This is a genomic window from Rhodohalobacter sp. 614A (assembly GCF_021462415.1).
Lineage (GTDB): Bacteria > Bacteroidota > Rhodothermia > Balneolales > Balneolaceae > Rhodohalobacter.
Window position 1 is genome coordinate 616,657 of record NZ_JAKEDS010000003.1, and the last position, 20,171, is coordinate 636,827.

Annotated in this window: 15 protein-coding genes; all 15 read right to left on the bottom strand. The window is 42.4% G+C overall.

The features are described 5' to 3' along the window. Window positions 1–9: 9 nt before the first annotated feature. Entirely contained in the window at window positions 10–1,239 is a 1,230-nt protein-coding gene (locus L0B18_RS16525) for a hypothetical protein (RefSeq protein WP_234572912.1), read from the bottom strand. Next, window positions 1,218–1,676 carry an NUDIX domain-containing protein gene (locus tag L0B18_RS16530; RefSeq protein WP_234572913.1) on the bottom strand — a complete coding sequence of 153 codons (459 nt, stop codon included), beginning with the start codon at window positions 1,674–1,676 and terminating at the stop codon, window positions 1,218–1,220. The genes L0B18_RS16525 and L0B18_RS16530 overlap by 22 nt, the downstream gene beginning before the upstream one ends. Continuing rightward, window positions 1,669–2,616, bottom strand: a complete 948-nt coding sequence (locus L0B18_RS16535) for a UDP-glucuronic acid decarboxylase family protein (RefSeq protein WP_234572914.1) — start codon at window positions 2,614–2,616, stop codon at window positions 1,669–1,671. The genes L0B18_RS16530 and L0B18_RS16535 overlap by 8 nt, the downstream gene beginning before the upstream one ends. Before the next feature lie 31 nt (window positions 2,617–2,647). Next, complete coding sequence (locus tag L0B18_RS16540; RefSeq protein ID WP_234572915.1) at window positions 2,648–4,000, bottom strand: UDP-glucose dehydrogenase family protein; 1,353 nt, start codon at window positions 3,998–4,000, stop codon at window positions 2,648–2,650. A 3-nt stretch (window positions 4,001–4,003) separates the two neighbouring features. After that, window positions 4,004–4,474 (bottom strand): transcription elongation factor GreA, encoded by a 471-nt coding sequence (gene greA, locus L0B18_RS16545; protein ID WP_234572916.1) that lies wholly within the window; start codon window positions 4,472–4,474, stop codon window positions 4,004–4,006. A 216-nt stretch (window positions 4,475–4,690) separates the two neighbouring features. Beyond that, entirely contained in the window at window positions 4,691–5,113 is a 423-nt protein-coding gene (locus L0B18_RS16550) for a DoxX family protein (RefSeq protein WP_234572917.1), read from the bottom strand. A gap of 73 nt (window positions 5,114–5,186) precedes the next feature. Then, window positions 5,187–6,659, bottom strand: coding sequence for a sulfatase family protein (locus L0B18_RS16555; RefSeq protein ID WP_234572918.1), 1,473 nt, complete (start codon window positions 6,657–6,659; stop codon window positions 5,187–5,189). A gap of 132 nt (window positions 6,660–6,791) precedes the next feature. Next, window positions 6,792–7,595 carry a 3-keto-disaccharide hydrolase gene (locus tag L0B18_RS16560; RefSeq protein ID WP_234572919.1) on the bottom strand — a complete coding sequence of 268 codons (804 nt, stop codon included), beginning with the start codon at window positions 7,593–7,595 and terminating at the stop codon, window positions 6,792–6,794. A gap of 169 nt (window positions 7,596–7,764) precedes the next feature. After that, a complete protein-coding gene (locus L0B18_RS16565; protein ID WP_234572920.1) occupies window positions 7,765–9,084 on the bottom strand; it encodes a Gfo/Idh/MocA family protein in 1,320 nt (439 codons plus the stop codon). A gap of 240 nt (window positions 9,085–9,324) precedes the next feature. Next, the gene (locus L0B18_RS16570; RefSeq protein WP_234572921.1) at window positions 9,325–11,076 is read right to left on the bottom strand and encodes a RagB/SusD family nutrient uptake outer membrane protein; all 1,752 of its coding nucleotides are present in this window, start codon (window positions 11,074–11,076) and stop codon (window positions 9,325–9,327) included. 11 nt (window positions 11,077–11,087) lie between these two features. After that, window positions 11,088–14,357, bottom strand: coding sequence for a SusC/RagA family TonB-linked outer membrane protein (locus tag L0B18_RS16575; protein WP_234572922.1), 3,270 nt, complete (start codon window positions 14,355–14,357; stop codon window positions 11,088–11,090). A gap of 46 nt (window positions 14,358–14,403) precedes the next feature. Then, window positions 14,404–15,480: a FecR family protein gene (locus L0B18_RS16580; RefSeq protein ID WP_234572923.1), complete on the bottom strand. Its 1,077-nt coding sequence runs from the start codon at window positions 15,478–15,480 to the stop codon at window positions 14,404–14,406. A gap of 245 nt (window positions 15,481–15,725) precedes the next feature. Continuing rightward, a complete protein-coding gene (locus tag L0B18_RS16585) occupies window positions 15,726–16,373 on the bottom strand; it encodes an RNA polymerase sigma factor (protein ID WP_234572924.1) in 648 nt (215 codons plus the stop codon). A gap of 484 nt (window positions 16,374–16,857) precedes the next feature. Beyond that, window positions 16,858–18,288 carry a sulfatase family protein gene (locus tag L0B18_RS16590; RefSeq protein WP_234572925.1) on the bottom strand — a complete coding sequence of 477 codons (1,431 nt, stop codon included), beginning with the start codon at window positions 18,286–18,288 and terminating at the stop codon, window positions 16,858–16,860. 278 nt (window positions 18,289–18,566) lie between these two features. Continuing rightward, complete coding sequence (locus L0B18_RS16595; RefSeq protein ID WP_234572926.1) at window positions 18,567–20,156, bottom strand: RagB/SusD family nutrient uptake outer membrane protein; 1,590 nt, start codon at window positions 20,154–20,156, stop codon at window positions 18,567–18,569. Window positions 20,157–20,171: the final 15 nt, after the last annotated feature.

Below are 20,171 nucleotides of genomic sequence, written 5' to 3' on the forward strand. Positions count from 1 at the left end.
GATGGTAGTTTACAGTGAGATGACTCCGCCGATACCAAACAAATACCTGAACTTAAATGCGTCTTCCATTCCGGGCTCTGAAAGCCAGAAAGGCATATCAAACCGAACAACAAAACCGCGTGGCTTGCCGAGATTATCAGGAATATTGAATGCCAGTGAGAATCCAGCTCCAGCATCAGATACCCAGTCATCAGGCATATTATTTTCACTGTCCAGTTCGGTACCGGCGTCGTAAAACAGGTATGAATTAAAATGTAAAAAATCGGAGAGGTAAGGAATTCTTTGGAATAAGACGTCCACCGGATTCCAATAATCAAACTCGATATTTAAAGCCGTGATGGATTTGGAAAGAGGTGGAGTAATATCCGAATCCCCAATTGCGGCGAAATTACTGATCTCCTGCTCTGTATACCCTCTCAGGTTTGCTCCACCGGCTACCTGCAAATGTCCGCTGTTCATCCAGGGTTGAGGAATAGTTCCTTTTGCGCGTGTAATTCCGTTTTCCATCCAATGAACGGCCGGTTTACTGCTGACCGGAAAGAGATACTCCGGATCGGCGGCATCAGAAGCAAGGCCTGTAAATGACCGGAGCCGAAATCCCCAGTTATCATTAAAAGGGATATCCTGAAGGGCTGTAAGGGTAAAAACGGAGTACGTATCATCCAAATATTGGAAACTACCTGTTGTCTCTAGCTGAAACCAACCGAGAGGATTGTCATCCTGAAGTCTGAATGTAAGGGTTGATAAAAATTTATCATCATCGCTCCAAAGAACCGGAAATGGAGTATATTCGTCATCAAATCTTTTTTGATAGGATTGATAAAACCGAAGCTCCCGATACTTCCTTTCATCAAATCCTTGCTGCCAGCGTTTGTTGAACGCTATTCCATGATTGTGATAGCCCGTACGAATTGAGCTTAGAAATTGCACACTGGCTTCACTGCCAAAATCAGACCAAGCCAGGATCGGTTCGGTGAACGATACATAGTAAGAAACAGGATTATCAGGAAACCACGTGCCCAGCCAAATCCCGGCATCAAGCCGATGAGGACCGTCATTGAATGTTCCCGGTACTTGTCCTCTTACACGAAGGCCGAGTCTTATACCGTCAACGTCGTTATACCAGGCATCGGGTGCAGGAAGGAATTCATAACCCGAACTTTGGGCATGAACATTTTGGAAAGTAATGAGCGGTGCAAATAAAAAAAGCGCTAAAATCAGTTTAGTGATACGAGCCAATCGTCTAAAATTTGATTGGAAGTTATAATGTCGTGCACGAGTTTTAACAAACGGCGTTGTTCCGGCCATGGTATGACTTCAATGGCTTTTTCAATATTAAACCATTGTGCAACGCTGTGTTCTTTATCCAAAACCGGCGAAGCTGAATCCTCAATTTGGGCAGCAAATGCCGGGATGGTTAAAATTTCGTCTGTATGATGTTCGTAAAATTTGTTGAGACTGGGAATCGTCCAGAACGTAACAGGTTTTAAGCGAGTCTCTTCATAAAGTTCCCGAAGAGCTGCTTCCCAATATGTTTCGCCCTCCTCCACTTTACCACCGATCATTCGCCACTGGCCATCGTACAGCTGACCTTTTGCACGTTTTAACAGCAAATATTCGGCATTGTCCTCTTTTACCCTGTAGGGATAGAGGTCAATGAGTTTTTTTTTAACCATTTTTTAAGACCTGTTCCTTAAAATAGTCCATTGTTTTTCTCAGTCCTTCACTCCTGCTGGTTAATGGCCCCCAATCCAAAACTCTTTTTGCTTTGGAGATATCCGGCTGCCTTACCTGTGGGTCATCTTCGGGAAGCTCTCTGAATTCAATCTCACTTTTGCTCCCGGTAATTTTTATAATCTCTTTGGCAAAATCGAGAATCGTTACTTCTTCCGGATTGCCAATGTTTACCGGTTCTACTTCGTCACTTTCGGCGAGGCGATAAATGCCTTCAATCAAATCATCTACATAAGTAAAAGACCGCGTTTGGCTTCCATCTCCAAAAACAGTGAGCGGCTTATTTCTGAGCGCCTGACGAAAAAATGTAGGTAAAGCACGGCCGTCTTTGAGTCTCATCCGGGAACCGTAAGTGTTAAAAATCCTCACAATTCGGGTTTCTATTTTGTGATAACGATGATAGGCCATGGTCATAGCCTCGGCAAAACGTTTGGCTTCATCGTATACGCCGCGCAGACCGGTTGGATTGACATGCCCCCAATAAGTCTCTTTTTGGGGATGTTCGAGCGGATCTCCATACACTTCACTTGTTGATGCAAGCAGAAATTTGGACTTTTTAGCCCTCGCAAGCCCTAATGCTTTATGCGTTCCAAGCGAGCCCACTTTGAGGGTTTGAATGGGCATTTCAAGGTAATCAATGGGTGATGCCGGAGATGCAAAGTGCAGAATTAAATCGATAGGCCCGTCTACGTACAGGTAATTGGTGACATCGTGCTTGATAAACTTAAACCGGTCGCTTCCAAAAAGGTGAGCGATGTTGCTCTCCGCACCGGTAATAAGATTATCCATGCAAATTACATCCCAGCCGTCATTATGATATCTGTCACATAAATGCGAACCAAGAAACCCTGCGCCGCCTGTAATTAGAACTCGTTTATTCAATAGTTACCGGGTTAAATTGTTCAACAAATCCTTATGAAGGAATCGTTTGCTTTATATTGACACTTGGGCGGCCTACACTAATATACGTCAAGCCGGCTTCCTCAGCCCTTTTCAGATCGTAAAGATTACGTCCGTCAAAAATGACCGGCTCTTTCATTACTTCTGCAAACCGTGACAGGTCGGGACGCCTGAATTCATTCCATTCAGTACAGATAATCAGCGCGTCAACATCTTCGATCACCGTGTCGCGATCATTCATGAATTCCATATTCGCCAACGTTTCCTCAGACGATGCCACTCGGAAAGTTTCGATGGCTTCCGGATCATAAGCTTTCATTTTTACACCCATTTTGGCGAGCTGATCCGTAATATACAGAGAGGGAGCTTCGCGAATATCATCCGTTTCGGGTTTGAATGACAGTCCCCAAATTCCTACGGTTTTTCCTTCTAAATTTCCATTATAGAAGAGTTTCATTTTCTCGACAATGGACGTTTTTTGAGATTCATTCACTTTCATCACTGAATCAAGAATCTTAAAATCGTAACCAAATTCACCCGCTGTGTGATGAATTGCCTGAACATCTTTCGGGAAACAGCTTCCGCCGTAACCAATGCCAGCAAAGAGAAAACGCTTACCGATCCTGGTATCTGTACCAATTCCACGCCGGACATTATCCACATCCGCACCAACTTTCTCGCATACATTTGCGATTTCATTCATAAATGTAATTTTTGTGGCAAGCATGGCATTGGCTGCGTATTTGGTCAGCTCGGAGCTTCGTTCATCCATAATGATGATAGGATTGCCACTTCGCACAAACGGCTCGTAAAGTGCCGTCATAAGATCTGCCGCTTTTTGGCTTCGGGTTCCTACTACAACCCTTTCCGGCTTCATAAAATCTTCTACAGCAGCGCCTTCTCTGAGAAATTCCGGATTGGAAACCACGTCAAAGTCGGCATCCGTTTTGGATGCAATTTTTTCGTGAACTTTGTCAGCCGTTCCTACAGGAACCGTACTTTTATTCACAATTACTTTGTAGTCGGGGTATTTATTAAAAAGATCACCCAGATCGTCAGCTACTTTTAAAACAAAGCTCAGATCTGCCTGGCCATTTGCCCCGGGAGGCGTGGGAAGGCAGAGAAAAATGATTTCTGATTCTTTAAATGCATCTTCAAGTTGAGTTGTAAAGGTGAGCCTCTTTTCACGAATGGCACGATCGAAAACACGATTCAGGCCGGGTTCGTAAATCGGCACTTCTCCTTTTTGCATTCGTTGAACTTTTCTTTCATCGATATCCACGCACATTACGTCATTGCCACTATCTGCAAAACATGTGCCCGTTACAAGACCAACATAGCCGGTACCAATTACTCCAATCTTCATTTCTTAACGCTCAATATTTAATATTTCAAGTTCAAGAGTTCCTGCGGGTACATCTACGGAAACCTTTTCTCCTACTTCAGTTCCGAGAATAGCTTTTCCGATTGGCGAATCCACAGAAATTTTACCCTCTTTAAAGTTGGCTTCGTCTTTTGAAACCAGGGTATATTTCATCTTCTTGTCGGTTTTCTTATTTAAGATTGTAACTGTAGACAAGAGATATGCCTTTGATGTATTAATATCATCTTTATTAATAATTTGCGCGGTGGCAAGTGTATTCTCAAGTTCGGCAATTTTCTTTTCAAGATGTCCCTGGGCTTCCTTTGCTGCATCATATTCAGCATTTTCACTCAGGTCACCCTTTGCCCTTGCTTCGGCAATTTCCTGTGCAATTTCTTTTCTGCCCCTTGTTTTCAGGTCTCTTAACTCCTCATCTAACTTTTCGTATCCTTCTTTAGATAGATAGTTTTTTCTCATAGCGTTGATCTAGTTCGGCTTTAAAATAGAAATAGCAGTACAATCACTGCTATTTATGATCCAATTATTTGACTATTATTCAGATTAGTAAAAATATGATGATATGCGCTGTTTCCCAACCAGTTTTTTCTCTTGATTGCCGATTGCGTTCATCAAGCGGCCCTGCATTAAATTTGATCAGGTTTTGCCAGACTGATTATCTTTTCAAAACGCTCTTTATCTATACCCTCTCGATCTCTTATTGAACGTTTTGTCGACAGAATATTTACCCGCACCTGTCAAAAACAGAACGATAAACATTACCAGAAAAAGAACACCTTTCTCTTTTTGGCTGAAAGGGTCGCTACCGTGGGCAACAAATACCACTACGATCATATTTATGATGAGTGGAATTAAAGCCAGGCGTGTCCACAATCCTATCAAAACAAAAAAAGCACAGATAGCTTCGGCAAAGGTAACAAGGAAGAGAGAGGTGGTTGGGCCAATGCCTAAGGGATCACCAAAACCGAAGTTTCCTTCCAGTATTCTCATAAGTTTAGGGATTCCGTGAGTCATGATAAGACAGGCCGCTCCAATTCTGAGCAACAGAACAGCTACGTCGGGGCTCACAATTTCATTCAGTCGAGGGGAATTCAGCATTTTAAACATCAGTAATTTACAAGCTTATCTTTTACATTTTAGTGAATGGTTTTTCAAACTTGATGAAATAGCATCATTGTTTGACGTGAATTTTCTTTTCATTGGCTCTAAAAAGGCCGGGTGGGCGGAACCGAACATCTGATGCATCGTTTTCGGAGAAAGTCCTGAACATTTCAGATTTCATTTCCTGAATCCGTTCCTGGTGCTCAGGAGCATCAATCAAATTGTACATTTCCTGAGGATCCGTTTCCAGATCGTAGAACTCATTTTTATCCCACAATCCGTGATAGTAAATATACTTGTACCGATCTCCACGGATGGCATAAACCGTGGGTGTTTGTGGAAAAGCATCCTCCCAAAAGTATTGATATACAAATGTTGATCGCCAGTCATCCGGAGTATTTCCGGCTAAAATTGGCAGAAACGACTGGCCATCAACCACATGATCTTCAGGCATGGAGCCGTCGGCAATATCCAAAAAGGTGGGAGTCATGTCGATATTCATAATATTCTCCTCAATAACGGTTCCCGGTTCAATAAAACCCGGGGCCCATGCCAACAAGGGTACGCGCATGGACTCTTCATACGCCTGGCGCTTGTCAATCAAACCGTGTTCTCCAAGCATAAAACCATTATCTCCCATGTAAAGAACCAGGGTTTCTTCTGCCAGGCCATTTTCTTCCAAGTAATCAAGAACTCTTGCAATGCTTTCGTCCACACCCATTAGCGATTCGCTGTATCGAACGATCAAATCTTCCAGGCTCTGCGGGTGATCATCCCGATTATGATACATATAATCCACACCGTGCCAACTGTAGCGCTGTTCCCGAACCCAATCCGGTTTTCCTTCATAATTCCGCTCAATATTCTTCATAGACTGCGGCATGGGGATATAAGAATCTGCGTACATACCCTCATGACGTTCGGCCGGTTCGAATTCTGCATGGACTGCTTTATGCGACAGATAAGCAAAAAACGGTTGATCACGATCAATTTCGTCCAACCAGTCAAGAGTAAGATCGGTGAGAATATCCGTTACATATCCTTCGTATTGATCCCTCTCACCATCCACGTTCAATGTGGGGTTGTAGTAAACTCCCTGTCCGCGAAAACTCACCCATCGGTCAAATCCGGGTTTGGGATCATCACTTTCACCGCCGATATGCCACTTTCCAAAAAATGCGGTTTGATATCCTGCATCTTTCATCGCTGTTGAAACCAATGACGTACCTTCCGGAAGCGTGTTGGTATTATCCACAACGCGATGACGAAATGTATACTGCCCCGTAAGAATAGACGCCCGGCTTGGTGAACAAAGCGAAGTACTGACAAATGCGTTGGCAAGATGTGCTCCCTCTTCAGCCATCCTGTCCATAGCAGGAGTTTCCAGAAAGTCCGGGCTATTGGGATGAAAGCCCATGTAATCATACCGGTGATCGTCACTCAGTATAAAAATGACATTCTTTGGGGTTTGTTGTGCGGATGCAAATGAATTAAAAATCAAAGAAAGAGACGCGAGCAATAAGAGAGTGCTGAACCGTTTCATGTCTGGTGATTTAATACTGTAATTAGGACACAATAAATAGTAAGTATAATGAACCGAAATCTATAAATCTGATTTAATTTGTAAAAACAAAAAATCGCGGATTCAGACTGAATTCAACTCTGGTTTCCCATCTTATTCAAGATGATCTTTAATACTGAATTGATCGTTGTCCAGCGGACGAATCCAGATATTTCGATAGCTCACTTTTGAATTATGATCTTGCAGCATTATAGGTGCTTTGCCATGCTTATTATATTCGGGATAGCCAATGTAGGGAGTATGACCATAAATCTCGGTATTATTCTGAACCACCACGCCGTTCCAAATAACCGTAATTCGCGCCGGTTCTTTCATGGATCCATCTTCATTAAACCGTGGTGCTTTGTAGGAAATATTATAAGTTTCCCACTCACCCGGCTTCCTGGTCGGGTTTGCCAACGGAGAGGTCTGCTTGTAAATACTTCCGGCCATTCCATTGATATAGGTAGGATTTTCATGAGCATCCAAAACCTGCAATTCATAGATCTTCTGAAGAAAAACGCCGCTGTTTCCCCGATTCTGTCCCTTGTGTTCCATATTCATCGGAGATCTCCATTCAATATAGAGTTGAACATCCCCGAAGGATTCTTTGGTTTGAATATTGCCCGTTCCCGGAACAACAGTCATCGCTCCGTCTTCTTCGATGTCCCATTCTGCTTCTCCACCATTTACCGATTCCCAGTTACTCAAATCGGTTCCATCGAAAAGAATAATCGCATCAGACGGGGCATCGATTGAGGTATTCTCACCTGCGCTAATAACAGGTGGTTCGGGCTCGTAAAATTCGGTGTCAGCTGGTTCCATTTCCTGATCCTGTGCACATGATATGGACACCATCCCCAGCATCAAAAAAAGTATACTTAGAAATATAGTTGTTGATGTTATTGCTGTTTTCATAAACAATGATTCAAGTTTAAAAGTTTTTAGTTCGGTGAATGGAAAGAATAAGTCATTGCGAACGGAGTGAAGCAATCTCCACATGTTAACTCCAAAAAGTGTTTTGGAGATTGCCGCGTCGCCATCCCGAAACGTCGGGATTCCTCCTCAATGACCTTCAAAAAATTCCTTACACGCTCGGAAATGTCCAGGGACTTCTATAATCCGGTTTGATGATATCTGCATATTCGTGTTCATCAACCAATTTTCCATCACGCCCCCATTTCAGGGTATCGCCGGTGAGATAGGAAAGATTTCCCCAATGCGCATAGGAAGCAGCCAGATGCCCCGCCTCAATCGGTGTATTTGGAGTCTCATTTCCGCGAATGCTTTCGATCCAGTTATGGGCATGCACATCATGATAAGACGAATCCCCTTCCTGGAACGGAACGGGTTCAATTCTTGGATGATCATCCTGATCCATCACGGGAATAATTTCCCATCCTTCCCGATTCACAACTAAAGTTCCGTCGTTTCCAACAAATGCGATTCCATAGTGGCGGTTATAAGGGCCCATTTCCAAACCACCGGTATGTTTCCAGGTCATATTATAATCGTTGAAAGCATAGGTGGTAGTTTGCGTATCAGCCACTTCCATGGATCGGTTTAAACCGGAAAAGATACCCCCAATAGAGTGAACGGAGTTGGGAGCGCCATCAACATTCATTGCCCAAAGAGCGATATCCAGAAGGTGAACACCCCAATCGGTTTGAACGCCACCGCCGTATGCCCAATAGTACCGCCACGACCCGTGGAATCGATTTTGATTGAAGGCACGATCAGGAGCCGGTCCTAACCACATATCGTAATCTACACCCTGTGGAACGGAGCTGTTGTCAACAGGTTGTGCGCCGGCTCCATATCCAAAATTGCCCCAAAGATTTACATCACGAATCTTTCCAAGACGCCCCGATTGAACGACCTCAACCACTTTTTGCCAATGCTCTCCGCTTCGTTGTTGCTGGCCAACCTGCACTACTTTTCCATAGTGGTTCGCAGCTTTTTTCATGATATCAACTTCAGCGATGGAATTGGCAAGCGGTTTCTCGACGTAAACATGTTTGCCGGCTTGCAATGCATGTACTGTTATCAGGCAGTGCCAGTGGTCAGGAGTTCCGACAATAACTGCATCCAAATCACTGTTTTCGAGTAATTCCCGATAATCTCCATACAGCTGAGGTCGCTCGCCTGTCATCTCTTCAATATCAGCAGCCCTGTCTTCAAGTACATTCCGATCCACATCACAAAGCCCGATACAATGCACGCCATCTATCCTCAGTGCATTTTCAAGATCTCCAAATCCCATCGATCGGCAACCGATCAGCGCAACGTTTACGGTGTCGGATGGAGCAACGGTCAAATTTTTTAGTCCTGCCAGGGGAGCAACGGTGGCACCCGCAATCACACTGCCGGAGGTTCGTATAAACTGACGTCTTGTAAATTTGGTCATGGTTTTAAAGGTTTATTCGGTTTGAATGGTTGAGTAAAATTGCAGATTGTTGCTCTAACAATAATTGAAAAATCCATATCATGAAAGCGGTTTTTACCCTAATAAGACACTTCGTATCAGAACAATTGTGCTTTCATTGAAGCTCTATCATACTACGTGAAGCTTGAAATAAAAAAGTCCGAATGACAAACCATCAATCGGACTTTTTTAAAATGAGTCTGAAAACTTTGAATGACTATTTTAATATCCCGGATTTTGGTCCAGGTTAGGATTTGTGCTTAACACTCGAGAGGGATAAGGAAAAAGTTCCCGGTATCCTTCTGAAGGGCTTTTATCCCACCATTCTGCCTCGGTAAATTTTCCGAACCGAATTAAGTCTGTTCTCCTTCTTTTTTCCCCAATAAATTCTCTTCCCCATTCGGCAAGCATTTCATCCAGGGTCAAGTCGGAATCCGTGTAAGAATATGAACTATAATTTTCAAAATTCCGCTGTTTTACGGTATTCACATATTCTGCTGCTCCCGGTTTATTTTGGCGTATCAAACTTTCTGCAAGCATGTAATAGGTTTCAGCCAATCTATACTCCACATAATCTGCATTCATTACGCCTTCAAAATTTTCAGGATATACAGCATATTTTACTAACCGTACACCAGAATTCTCTTCTCCGTTAGCAGTTGTGGACTCCGTTTCACCTTCGGAAGCACGGGCTACAAAATCTACATGAACCAACGGGTAATTTCGATATTCTTCAGCTCCCATTGCGGTTTCACCGGTAATGGGGGAATCCTGCAATCCATGAAGAAACATTCCCTGAACCTCGTCGTAATTCTTGTTTTCAAGGCCGGCAGGTCCAGAAAAATTAAATGCTTGTTTGCGTAAATCCTCATCATGATATTGTTCGTACGGATTACCAATCCCGATTTCCCAATCATATTTCTCCAAAAGCTGCGGATTATAATCCTCATGGGGAATGAACACCGGTTGAGATTCATTGGGTGCATAATCTTGTCCCGGAACTGGAGGTTTGTGAGAAGGCTGAAGGTGCATACCATTATTTCCTCCCCCTGCAGAACCAAAGATTCTTGGCGCCTGATAGTGATACCAGCGTTCTTGCAAGAAGCCGCCTCCCGTATATGTTCGCTCCCGGGGGAATCCAAAAATAATTTCTCTTGAATTCTCTGCATTATCATGGACAAATGGGCCATAAAAGGTGTCATCCAGTTCGAAGTTTCCGTGCTGTCCCTCAATAATTTCACGGGTTAACCGCTCAACCTCGGCATATCTGGACTCTCCGGTCCACACTTCTGAATTGAGATAATATCGTGCCAGCAAATGTTTTGCAGCGGCACGGTTCAGTCGTCCTCTTGTATCTTGATAAGATCCGGATGGCAAATAATTTGCGGCATCTTCCAGATCTTGTACCACCCATTCAAATACTTCCTCTCTCGGGGAAGGATCCGGAGGGGTGCCAAAAGCCGATTCCGATATCGGAACCGTTCCCCACAGACTCAACAGGTGATAGTAATACGTTGCACGCAACACCCGCATCTCTGCCAAATGGGCCTGTTGGTCTTCCACCGTTAAACCTCCGGGGATCGATTCATAATCCAGTTGGCTCAACTCATCGAGTAGTGTATTGGTTAAGGAAATACCTATCCAGGCTCCCCGCCAAGTCTCATATATTTCAGGTTCTTCTGAAGTCCACTGGTGACGATGAAAGCGAATGAATTTACCTTGATCAAACCAGTGCCCTCCTTTTTGACTGATGACAATCTGATCTGCAGTCAATTCTTCAAGAGTCATCAAATGCATTTCTCTGTAGAACCAAGCCCCATGCTCATAAACCCTGAGAATGGCTGCGGTGACCTCTGTACGGTTGTTGTAAAAGTTATTACGATCTATTCCGCTGTACAGAGTTTCATCAAGATCCGTGCAGGAACTGATGAGTATTAATACGAATAGTGCTAGTATGGAAATTAATTTCTTCATTTTATAAAATTTTAGAATCCAATATTTATGCCAAGGGAGAAGGTTGTTGTACGCGGATAAAAACTTCTGCCATCAATACCTGGTTCCAAACCCGTAGAACCAACTTCGGGATCCAAGCCAGAGTATTTTGTAAATGTGAGAAGATTTCTTGCGGTGGCGTAAACCCGCATATGGCGGATATTGTACTCTCTTAAATCGAAGCTATATCCAAGAGTAAGATTATCAAGTTTTATATAATCTCCGCGTTCAAGATAGTAGTCCGAGTATTGTGTAGGTGCATTTATATGAGAGTATTTGTCAAGCACATCCTGAAGTTGATTATAACTTGCAAGGGTAGCCGGGTTTGCATAATACATCGGGGTTAAATTCAGCACATCGTATAAAAACTCTCCTCTGAAAAAGATATTTAAATCCCAATTTTTATAAGCAAATCTATTACTCCAGCCTCCATTCATTTTTGGCAAGCCATTACCGATATAGCGTCTGTCATCTAATGACATTTGATCGGGGGTAGCGGTTGAACCATCTTCTTTGTAAAAGAGCCAGTTCCCATCCTCCGTAAACCCGGCGTGCTTATATCCATAGAAACTACCGATACGCTTGCCCTCTTCGAGTCGCATGGCAGGACCAAGAGATCCCGGAGCCGGTAAATCAGCCAGTTCAATATAGCCTCGCTGATAGAATTCATTCGACAGGCTTGAAACTTCGTTGTGCAGATAGGACCAATTAACCGTTGAAATCCATTGGAAATCTTCGTTATTCATTACCCTGTATTCCACCAAGACTTCAATCCCTTTATTATTTATGGAACCTACATTTGTGAATATATCAGAGTGAACACTTGGGGGTTGGGGAGCATCATAATTAAAAAGAAGATCCTCGGTAGTTCGATTATACAAATCGATATTACCACTTATCTTTCCTTCGAGGAAAGAGTAATCGATTCCAAGGTTAAACTCTTTTTTCGTCTCCCATCGCAGATTTGGATTTGGATTCTGAGCCGGTCCCCATCCTGCATACCAGCTATCTGTCTGATAATCGTAATAGTTTCCAAAAGTACCCAGAGTTACCAACGATTGATACGGGTCGAAATCCTGGTTGCCAGTTTCTCCGTAGCCAAAGCGTATCATCAGGTGGTCCAGGACATCAATGTTGTTCATAAATGGCTCATTTGTTAATCGCCATCCAACAGACAGGGCAGGAAATGTTCCCCATTTATTTTGATTTCCAAACTTGGAAGATCCCTCATGCCTTACACTGGCAGTCAGTAAATATTTGTTATCGAAGGAATAGTTAATCCGCCCAAAAAAGCCGATTAATTTGCTCTGATCTTTATAGGTATCCATGTTGGCGCGGCCATCAGTTAAAAACTGGCCCGCTCCGATATCGTACCAGCTTGTGGCATCTGTTATGAAATCGAAATTTTCGGCAGAAAACTGATCATAATTAAAATCCTGATAACTATAACCGGCTAAAACATTGAATCTGTTGCGGTCAAAATCGAACTCAGAGTCCAGTGTAAAATCAAGAGTGTTATTCTCCCAGAATCTATCCTGTCTATAGGCGAGGCCATCGTAGTCATTATTTTTGGACTGAAATGCTTCACGGGAAATATACCTGAAATCTTTAATCATATTATTTTCATAGGCATATAAAACAGATGCTTCCAGCCATTGTGTAACAGATAAAGAGGCTCGAACACTTCCCAAAAGCAATCTTCGCTCCGCTCCGTCTTCATGTTGTTTCAGGCGGGCAACAGGGTTGTACTGATTGTGCATTCCCAATGGATCATAAAACTGCCCGGGGCTTTCCGGATCATAAACCGGAGACGTTGGATTTCGAATCACTGCCTGCTCAGACACCCCATTGGTGCCATATTCATTCTCAATAAAAGTACTCTGTAAATTGAGCTGTACATTCAACAAATCATTGAATCCGGTATGATCAATATTAATTCTACCTCCATAAGAGCGCCGGGAGGTTTCGATCATAATTGGCTTCGCATCTGTATAGTTTATGCTACCTCTGTATCGAGTATTCGCTCCGCCGCCGGTAATTGCAAAATTATGCTCTTGTGTGAATGGTGTTTGTTGTATTTCATCGTACCAATCGGTTTCATACCCAAAATCCTGATTTTCCGCTAACCTTCCCTCCGCAATTAATTGCCGATACTGGCTTGCAGTTAAAACCTCAACTTCGTTGGATATCATTTCTGTTTGAAGGGTTGTCTGATATTCAAATTGGGTTTCTCCGCTCACTCCTGATTTTGTAGTAATATGAATTACCCCATTTGTGCCCCGGGTACCATATATAGCCGCAGCCGATCCGTCTTTCAGAACTTCTATGGATTCTATTTCGTGATTGGAAATGTTCTCTAAACTCGCGCCAGGCACTCCATCCAGAACAATTAACGGTCCTCTTCCGGCTTCAATAGATGAAACGCCCCGCAATTGTATTCCAACGTCTGCATTGGGGTCAAATCCGGATCTCGAAATGGTAAGACCCGCTACCCTTCCCTGAATCATGTCCAAAGGATTGATCGACACTCCTTTATTAAAATCATCGTCCTGAACAGAACTTACCGACGAAGTGATATCCTCTCTTCTCATTGTACCATATCCTACAACCACAATATCATCAAGGGTTGTAACATCGGGCGATAAATGAATATCTATTTGAGATCTGCCGTTAATTTCTACTTCCTGCCGGATATAACCGACATAACTTACCGCCAAAATATTCAGATCATCGGGTACAGACAGTGAATATTCTCCATCTATATCCGTTGTCGTCCCTATGATGGATCCTGTAGCTTCTTCAGATCCTTGCGAAACAATGTTTACTCCGGGAAGCGCTTCCCCCGTCTCCGCATCAAACACGCGACCGGCAACTGTATGCTCATAGGCATCAAATGTATTTTCATTGCTCCATTTAGGGGCTATACCGATTGTTCTGTAACCGATCTGTTTATAAGTAAGTCCGGAATCCTTCAGTAAATTTTTAAGAATGGTGCTCAATTCCCTGTTCGGGTGAAGAACCTCCAACTCTGCAACCTTCTTCTTATCTAGAAGCTGACTTCTGTAGAGAAACAACACGTTAAACCTTTTTTCAAGAATAGTTAAAGCCTGTTTAAGGTCGGTACCTTTCTCTATTGTATCGTTATACTGTTTATATGGGATATCGTAAGTAACTAACTGATTCACTCCCTGAGTTGCTTTCAACTCTCTCGGAGGCGTTAGCAGGAAAACAAAAAACAGGATTATGTAGCCATATTTCTTCATGTTTTTCTAATTGTAGCTGGTGATTGTTATTGTTTTGGTAGATATTTTAAAAACTTGTTTTTTCGATAATTACTGTATCGTTCACTTGGGTAATGCTGATATTCAGGACCTCAGAAACGGCATTTATAAGGGCTTCCAGGCTATAAAAGTCGACTGCCCCGGACAGCTTAATTTCGAGCAGTTCAGGATCCTCAACCTCAACATCTACGCCATATGTTCTTTCGATTCGATGAACCAGATTTAAAAGTGGCGTATCATCAAAGAAAAGCTCGTTAGAGATCCATGAGGTATACACCCTGGGATTAACTTCTCTCATTTCAATGCCCGTTTGATGCTTGCTCCAGGTTGCCATTTCTCCCGGAGCTAAAATTGTAGCCAATGAATCATTTTCATCAACGTCAGAAGCAGTTACGCGAACTTTGCCTTCCTCCAATACTACTTGCGTTCCGGCCCCATAAGTTGAAACTGTAAATCTTGTCCCCATGACGGAGGTTGTTCCGTCTTCCGTTTCTACCTCAAACCGGGGAATTTCTGCATCCTGATTTCTATTGGGTTGAATAGCAAAAAAAGCCTCTCCTTTGTGCAAGGTGACCCGAAGAGTAGGTTGTTGCAACCAATTTTCTTGATAGGATAACTCCGATCCTGAAGCCAAAATAATTTCAGAACCGTCCGGCAATGAAATGGTTTTCTTTTCACTAAACTCTGTACTAACTGTATGGACTCCAATTGATTGGGCATCTTCTGTCCATACACCCTGCTGCATATACAAAGCAATTGCCCCAGACATGGCAACAACAAGTAATATTGCAGCTGCTTTCAAAAATATACTCAACGAATTTCCTGTACGATGTTGAGCCTGTGAAATGTCTCGTGATCTCTTTTCAGCCAGAATTTTCTCTTCAATCCTTTTCCAGTCTTCTTTCTGATAAGACAAATGGGAGGATTCAAATGAAATACCCGTGATAATACGTTGGGCTTCTAGAGCTAGCTCTCTGTTCCCCTGACTTTGCTGTATCCACAAATCCCATTCTTCGGCTTCTTTCGCTTCAGCCTCTCCTATAGCCCAGCGGACAAAAGAAGGGTTATTCATTAATTCTTGTTGAGTAAATTTCTGAGATTTCACGTATTTGCCCATTTAGTGTCGAATAGTCTGATTTGACCAGACCATTCAACTTTTAAAAACAATCTTTAACCTATAGAGCAAGTGAAATCAATTTGTACTCAGTGAATTTTAACTTTTTTTGATTTTTTTCTTAGAACTCAGAAAACCGATGGATGTATCTTTGCTATCGCTCACCATTACAAAGAACAAGGGCTTCTGATGCATCGAAATGGAAAGGCAGTAGAATCAAAAAAAGTTGGGGATTCTTAGCTAATAAAGAACCACAGAGCCGGTAAGACTTGAATAAAAACGGAAAGAACCGGTGTAGCGGTCTGGTCTTCGAAACTTGTCCTCAGCCTCTCCAAAGCCCTGTAAATGTGGTTTCGGATGGATTGATAATTAATCGACAAAATTTCTTCAATCTCTTCGTAACTCATTCCGTTGTAATATTTCAGGAAGAGAACTTCTTTTTGGCGTTCGGGCAAATCTTCGAGCGCATTCAACAGTATTTGTTTTTGGTTCTCTTCCAATTCTCCCTGGATGATGCTTTCCTCAATTGAAATCTGAACAGACGCTGCAGGTTCTTCTGCAAAAAAATCCAGCGGACTTATTTTTCTCTCCTGCCTCAGTGTTTTTAGAATTTTTCTCCGCAATGATGCCAAAAGATATGCTTTGACTGACCGAACCTCATCCAGGTACTCTTTGCGATCCCAAAGAGTAACAAAAAGGGCTTGAATAGAATCCCGGACCAACTCTGTCTGAGCACAAAGCTGTAACCCATAACCATACAAATCCTGATAAAAAAGATTGAAAAGTTGTTCGTACGCTTTCAGGTCTCCTTTCTTAAAAGCCTGCCAGAGCTGTTTCTCCTCTTGAAACGAAGAATCCGAATTATTCAATTGATCGATAGTCATGGTAGTCCTTAACTCCATCGTTGAGGATGCATATTTATGTAGACATATACATCTTCAGAACAAGCTGTTTTCTTTCTGACGATTCAGGAACTAAATCATAAATAATATACTAATGTATCTGTAGTTGTAATTCAATATAAATTTTTGGGATGTCCCATGATTCAGGCGGATTTCAAAATCTCACTTTTTCATTCATAACCTGCATTTATAATAGCAGACCAGTTCCTTGATCAAGATTTCTTTTCCTGAAAAATCCTGATCAAACATTTATAACCATCGTTAATGGATGGGCAATAAATACAACGAGGAGCAAAATTATTTTGTGATACTAACCGCAAATCATACCGGATGCTGCCACACCTCTCCCAAACGTCCAAACTGGAATATCAGGAATAACAAATAAGGCTGGATGGAAAGAGTTAAGGTTATCAGCTGCGTACAACTCGGAATTTCTTACCGGTGCTGCTGTTTACTATCTAAAACACTAAAGTTTTCCCGGTTCTCTTTTGTTTTCTCCCTTTCTATCCGTTAAATCATCTCCAAGATCTTGCCGGGCTTCTTCTACAAGTTCCATTAACTCTTCGAGCACCTCAGGATGTTGATCAATTACATTATACCGCTCGCCCGGATCTCTTCGTAAATCATATAAAGCCATATTTGTAGACTGGATATGCCTTTCGCCCGGATAGCCATCTTTTCCTGGCAGTTTTCCCTCATACGAATTCCATTTATGCGGAAGCACCAATTTCCATTTCCCATTCCGTACCGCCTGTAAATCGTTTTCATTATAATAGAAATACAGGCTTTTTCGGGGTTGACTATTTTTTTCCCCTTTCAGCAATGATGAGATATTAACGCCATCTATTTTATGATCCGGAAGAGAGGCACCCGTAATCGCCGCGATGGTAGGTAATATATCAATTGTGGCCGCCATATAATTGTTAATCAGCCCCGCAGGAACTACTTTGGGCCAGTGTATAATTGCAGGAACGCGGTTTCCTCCCTCCCATGTTGTTTGCTTCCCTTCTCTGAGACCTCCGGCCGATCCCGCATGATTGCCATAATTGAGCCAGGGTCCGTTATCACTGGTAAATATTACCAAGGTATTATCTTCAATTTCATTATCCCGAAGAACCTGCAACAACTGCCCAATCGACCAGTCAACTTCCATCATCATATCCCCATATAGTCCCTGATCACTTTTTCCTCTAAATTTATCTGAAACTCCCAAAGGCACATGAGGCATTGCATGAGCAAAGTATAAGAAGAAAGGTTGCTCTTTGTGTCGCTCTATAAACTCCACCGCTTTTTTGGTATATCTGGTTGTTAGCCGGTCCTGGTCCAGATGATCTTCCAAGTATTCGATGGTTTCATTTCCTTCTATAAGAGGAAGCGGCGGGAAATACTTTGCATGAAAAGAACCACTATCAGCCGGAGTTCCGTCATAATCCACCGGCCACATATCGTTGGAATAAGGAAGTCCAAAATATTCATCGAAGCCATGTTGAAGGGGAAGAAATTTCTGTGCATCGCCTAAGTGCCATTTACCTACCATTCCTGTAGCATAGCCCTGGTCTTTCAAAAGTTCTGCAATGGTTACTTCATTACTATTTATACCGATATCCGCATTGGGCATTAAGGCTCCTGTAATCCCGATACGAGTTGGATACGAACCGGTAAGCAATGCCGCCCTGGAAGCACTGCAAATGGGAGATACCGTATAAAAATTGGTAAATCTCATTCCTTCCGAAGCCATTTTATCAATATTCGGCGTTTGATAATTCATGGCCCCTGTCGAGCCAATATCCCCATATCCCATATCATCCATGTAGATAAGAATAATATTTGGATTGGAAGTATTTTCCTGGGCAGCTACAAGGTTCCCTGACAACAGAAATCCCGTCAGCGATGTCATAAACAAATAATAGATTCTAAATATTGATAGGTGTTTGATCATTTTTAAACAAGATTATAATGAACGAATGGAATTCACTTTGTACTCTTCTCAGAGGTTGAAACCTTCATTCAACTCAAAACTAATTTATCTTAATTTCTTTCGGTTGGAGCTATTCAGAATTAGCGTTCATTTTAGATGGAGTTCATGGATAAAGTATTCGGTAAGAGAACTTATTTTTCTTCATTCGCTTCGAGGAAAACTCCCACCTTCTTTTCCGTAAGATGGGAGCTTTCTATTTACCAGCCGGGATTTTGAGTTAAATTTGAATTCAATGCTCTTTCTGTAGATGGAATGGGCCATAAATAATCACGAGAAGCATTAAATTGCTTCTCTCCGGCAAAGGTGACTTCTATTTGTTTGGGCTCACCATTTTCTACATATCTGGCACCATATACTCTACCCGGAATCACATCTTCCGCGATCTCCCATCTTCTGATGTCAAATAACCGATGGCCTTCAAAAGCTAACTCAACAGCTCTTTCTTTTCTTACAATATCTCTCATTTCACTCTGAGAAGATGCATCTGCCGCTGTTATTGCCGGCATATTTACACTTTCTCTTTGTCTTACTTTATTTATCGCTTCATAAACAGACGGATCGATTTGATTCATCTCTATTTTAGCTTCTGCATAGGTTAGCAAAACTTCTGCATATCGCAGCAAAGTAATATTAAGGCCCGAATTTGAGGGATTTCCATAATCTTCATCTGCCACATACTTGCGGATGTTAAATCCTGTTTTTGTTGATCTGATAGACAGTTCTACATTATCAGATCCGCCATCTCCCGGAGGGGTTGATTTAAAAATATTTCCATTTGGCAGAACCGTTTCACCGGAAATAAATACAGAAGCTTTTAATCTTGGGTCACGATTTTCATAGGGATTCATAGGATCAAAACCACTTCCCGGTTCGTCAATACTCATTCCGTTATCCATCTCATACAAATCTATTATAGAAGCGGTCGGTACAAATCCACTTCCGGTCTGTCCTTCTATTTGGCTGGCCGGAGCAAGGATTGCATATATGTTATGAGAATTTATATCCGGCGCATATTCTTTGGCCAATAACACTTCTGAATTTCCCTCTCCTTCATACTGAAATAAATTGAAATAGGATGGATACAAACTGTAAACATTGCTATCGATGACCCGCTTTGCTGCTTCTGCTGCCTTCTCAAATCTTTCGGCATATAACATGGCTCTCGCTTTTAAACCATTTGCCGTACCTTTACTGATTCTCAACCCGTTCTGGGCCGGCAGTAGCGAAGCGGCTTCTTCAAGCTCAGTTTCTATGAAATCCCATATTTGCTCCGCGGAGGTTCGGGAAACGGACAAGCCTTCTTGAATATCGATGGGGGTTGTTATCAATGGCACATCTCCAAACAACATTACCAATTTGATATAATGATAGGCACGAATGGTTTTCACCTCCCCGGTATATTGATTGATAAGCTCCGGGGCTCCATCTACATTATCTATATTGTTCATGAAGTCGTTTGCTCTGCGAATGCCTACATAAGCTCTGTTCCATTCAACATCAAACCGGTTCATGGAAGAAGACATAATTCCCCGCTGGATATCAAAATTATCTCCGTCAAAAGCCGCATTTGTAAATGCATGATCGGTTACACCATCGTACGAAAAAATGTGTTCGCCATCGAGCGTTACATATGCAGCATTTGCAGCCGCTTCGGCATCTTCAACCGTTTCCCAGAAAATGTCTGAAGAAACCCGATCGGTAGGTACCGTTTCTAACAGATCTGGCTGACAACCTGCTATTCCAAGAATCAATAAACTTATAGGTAACAAAAATATCTTTTTTAACATGGTTCTTCCTTTATC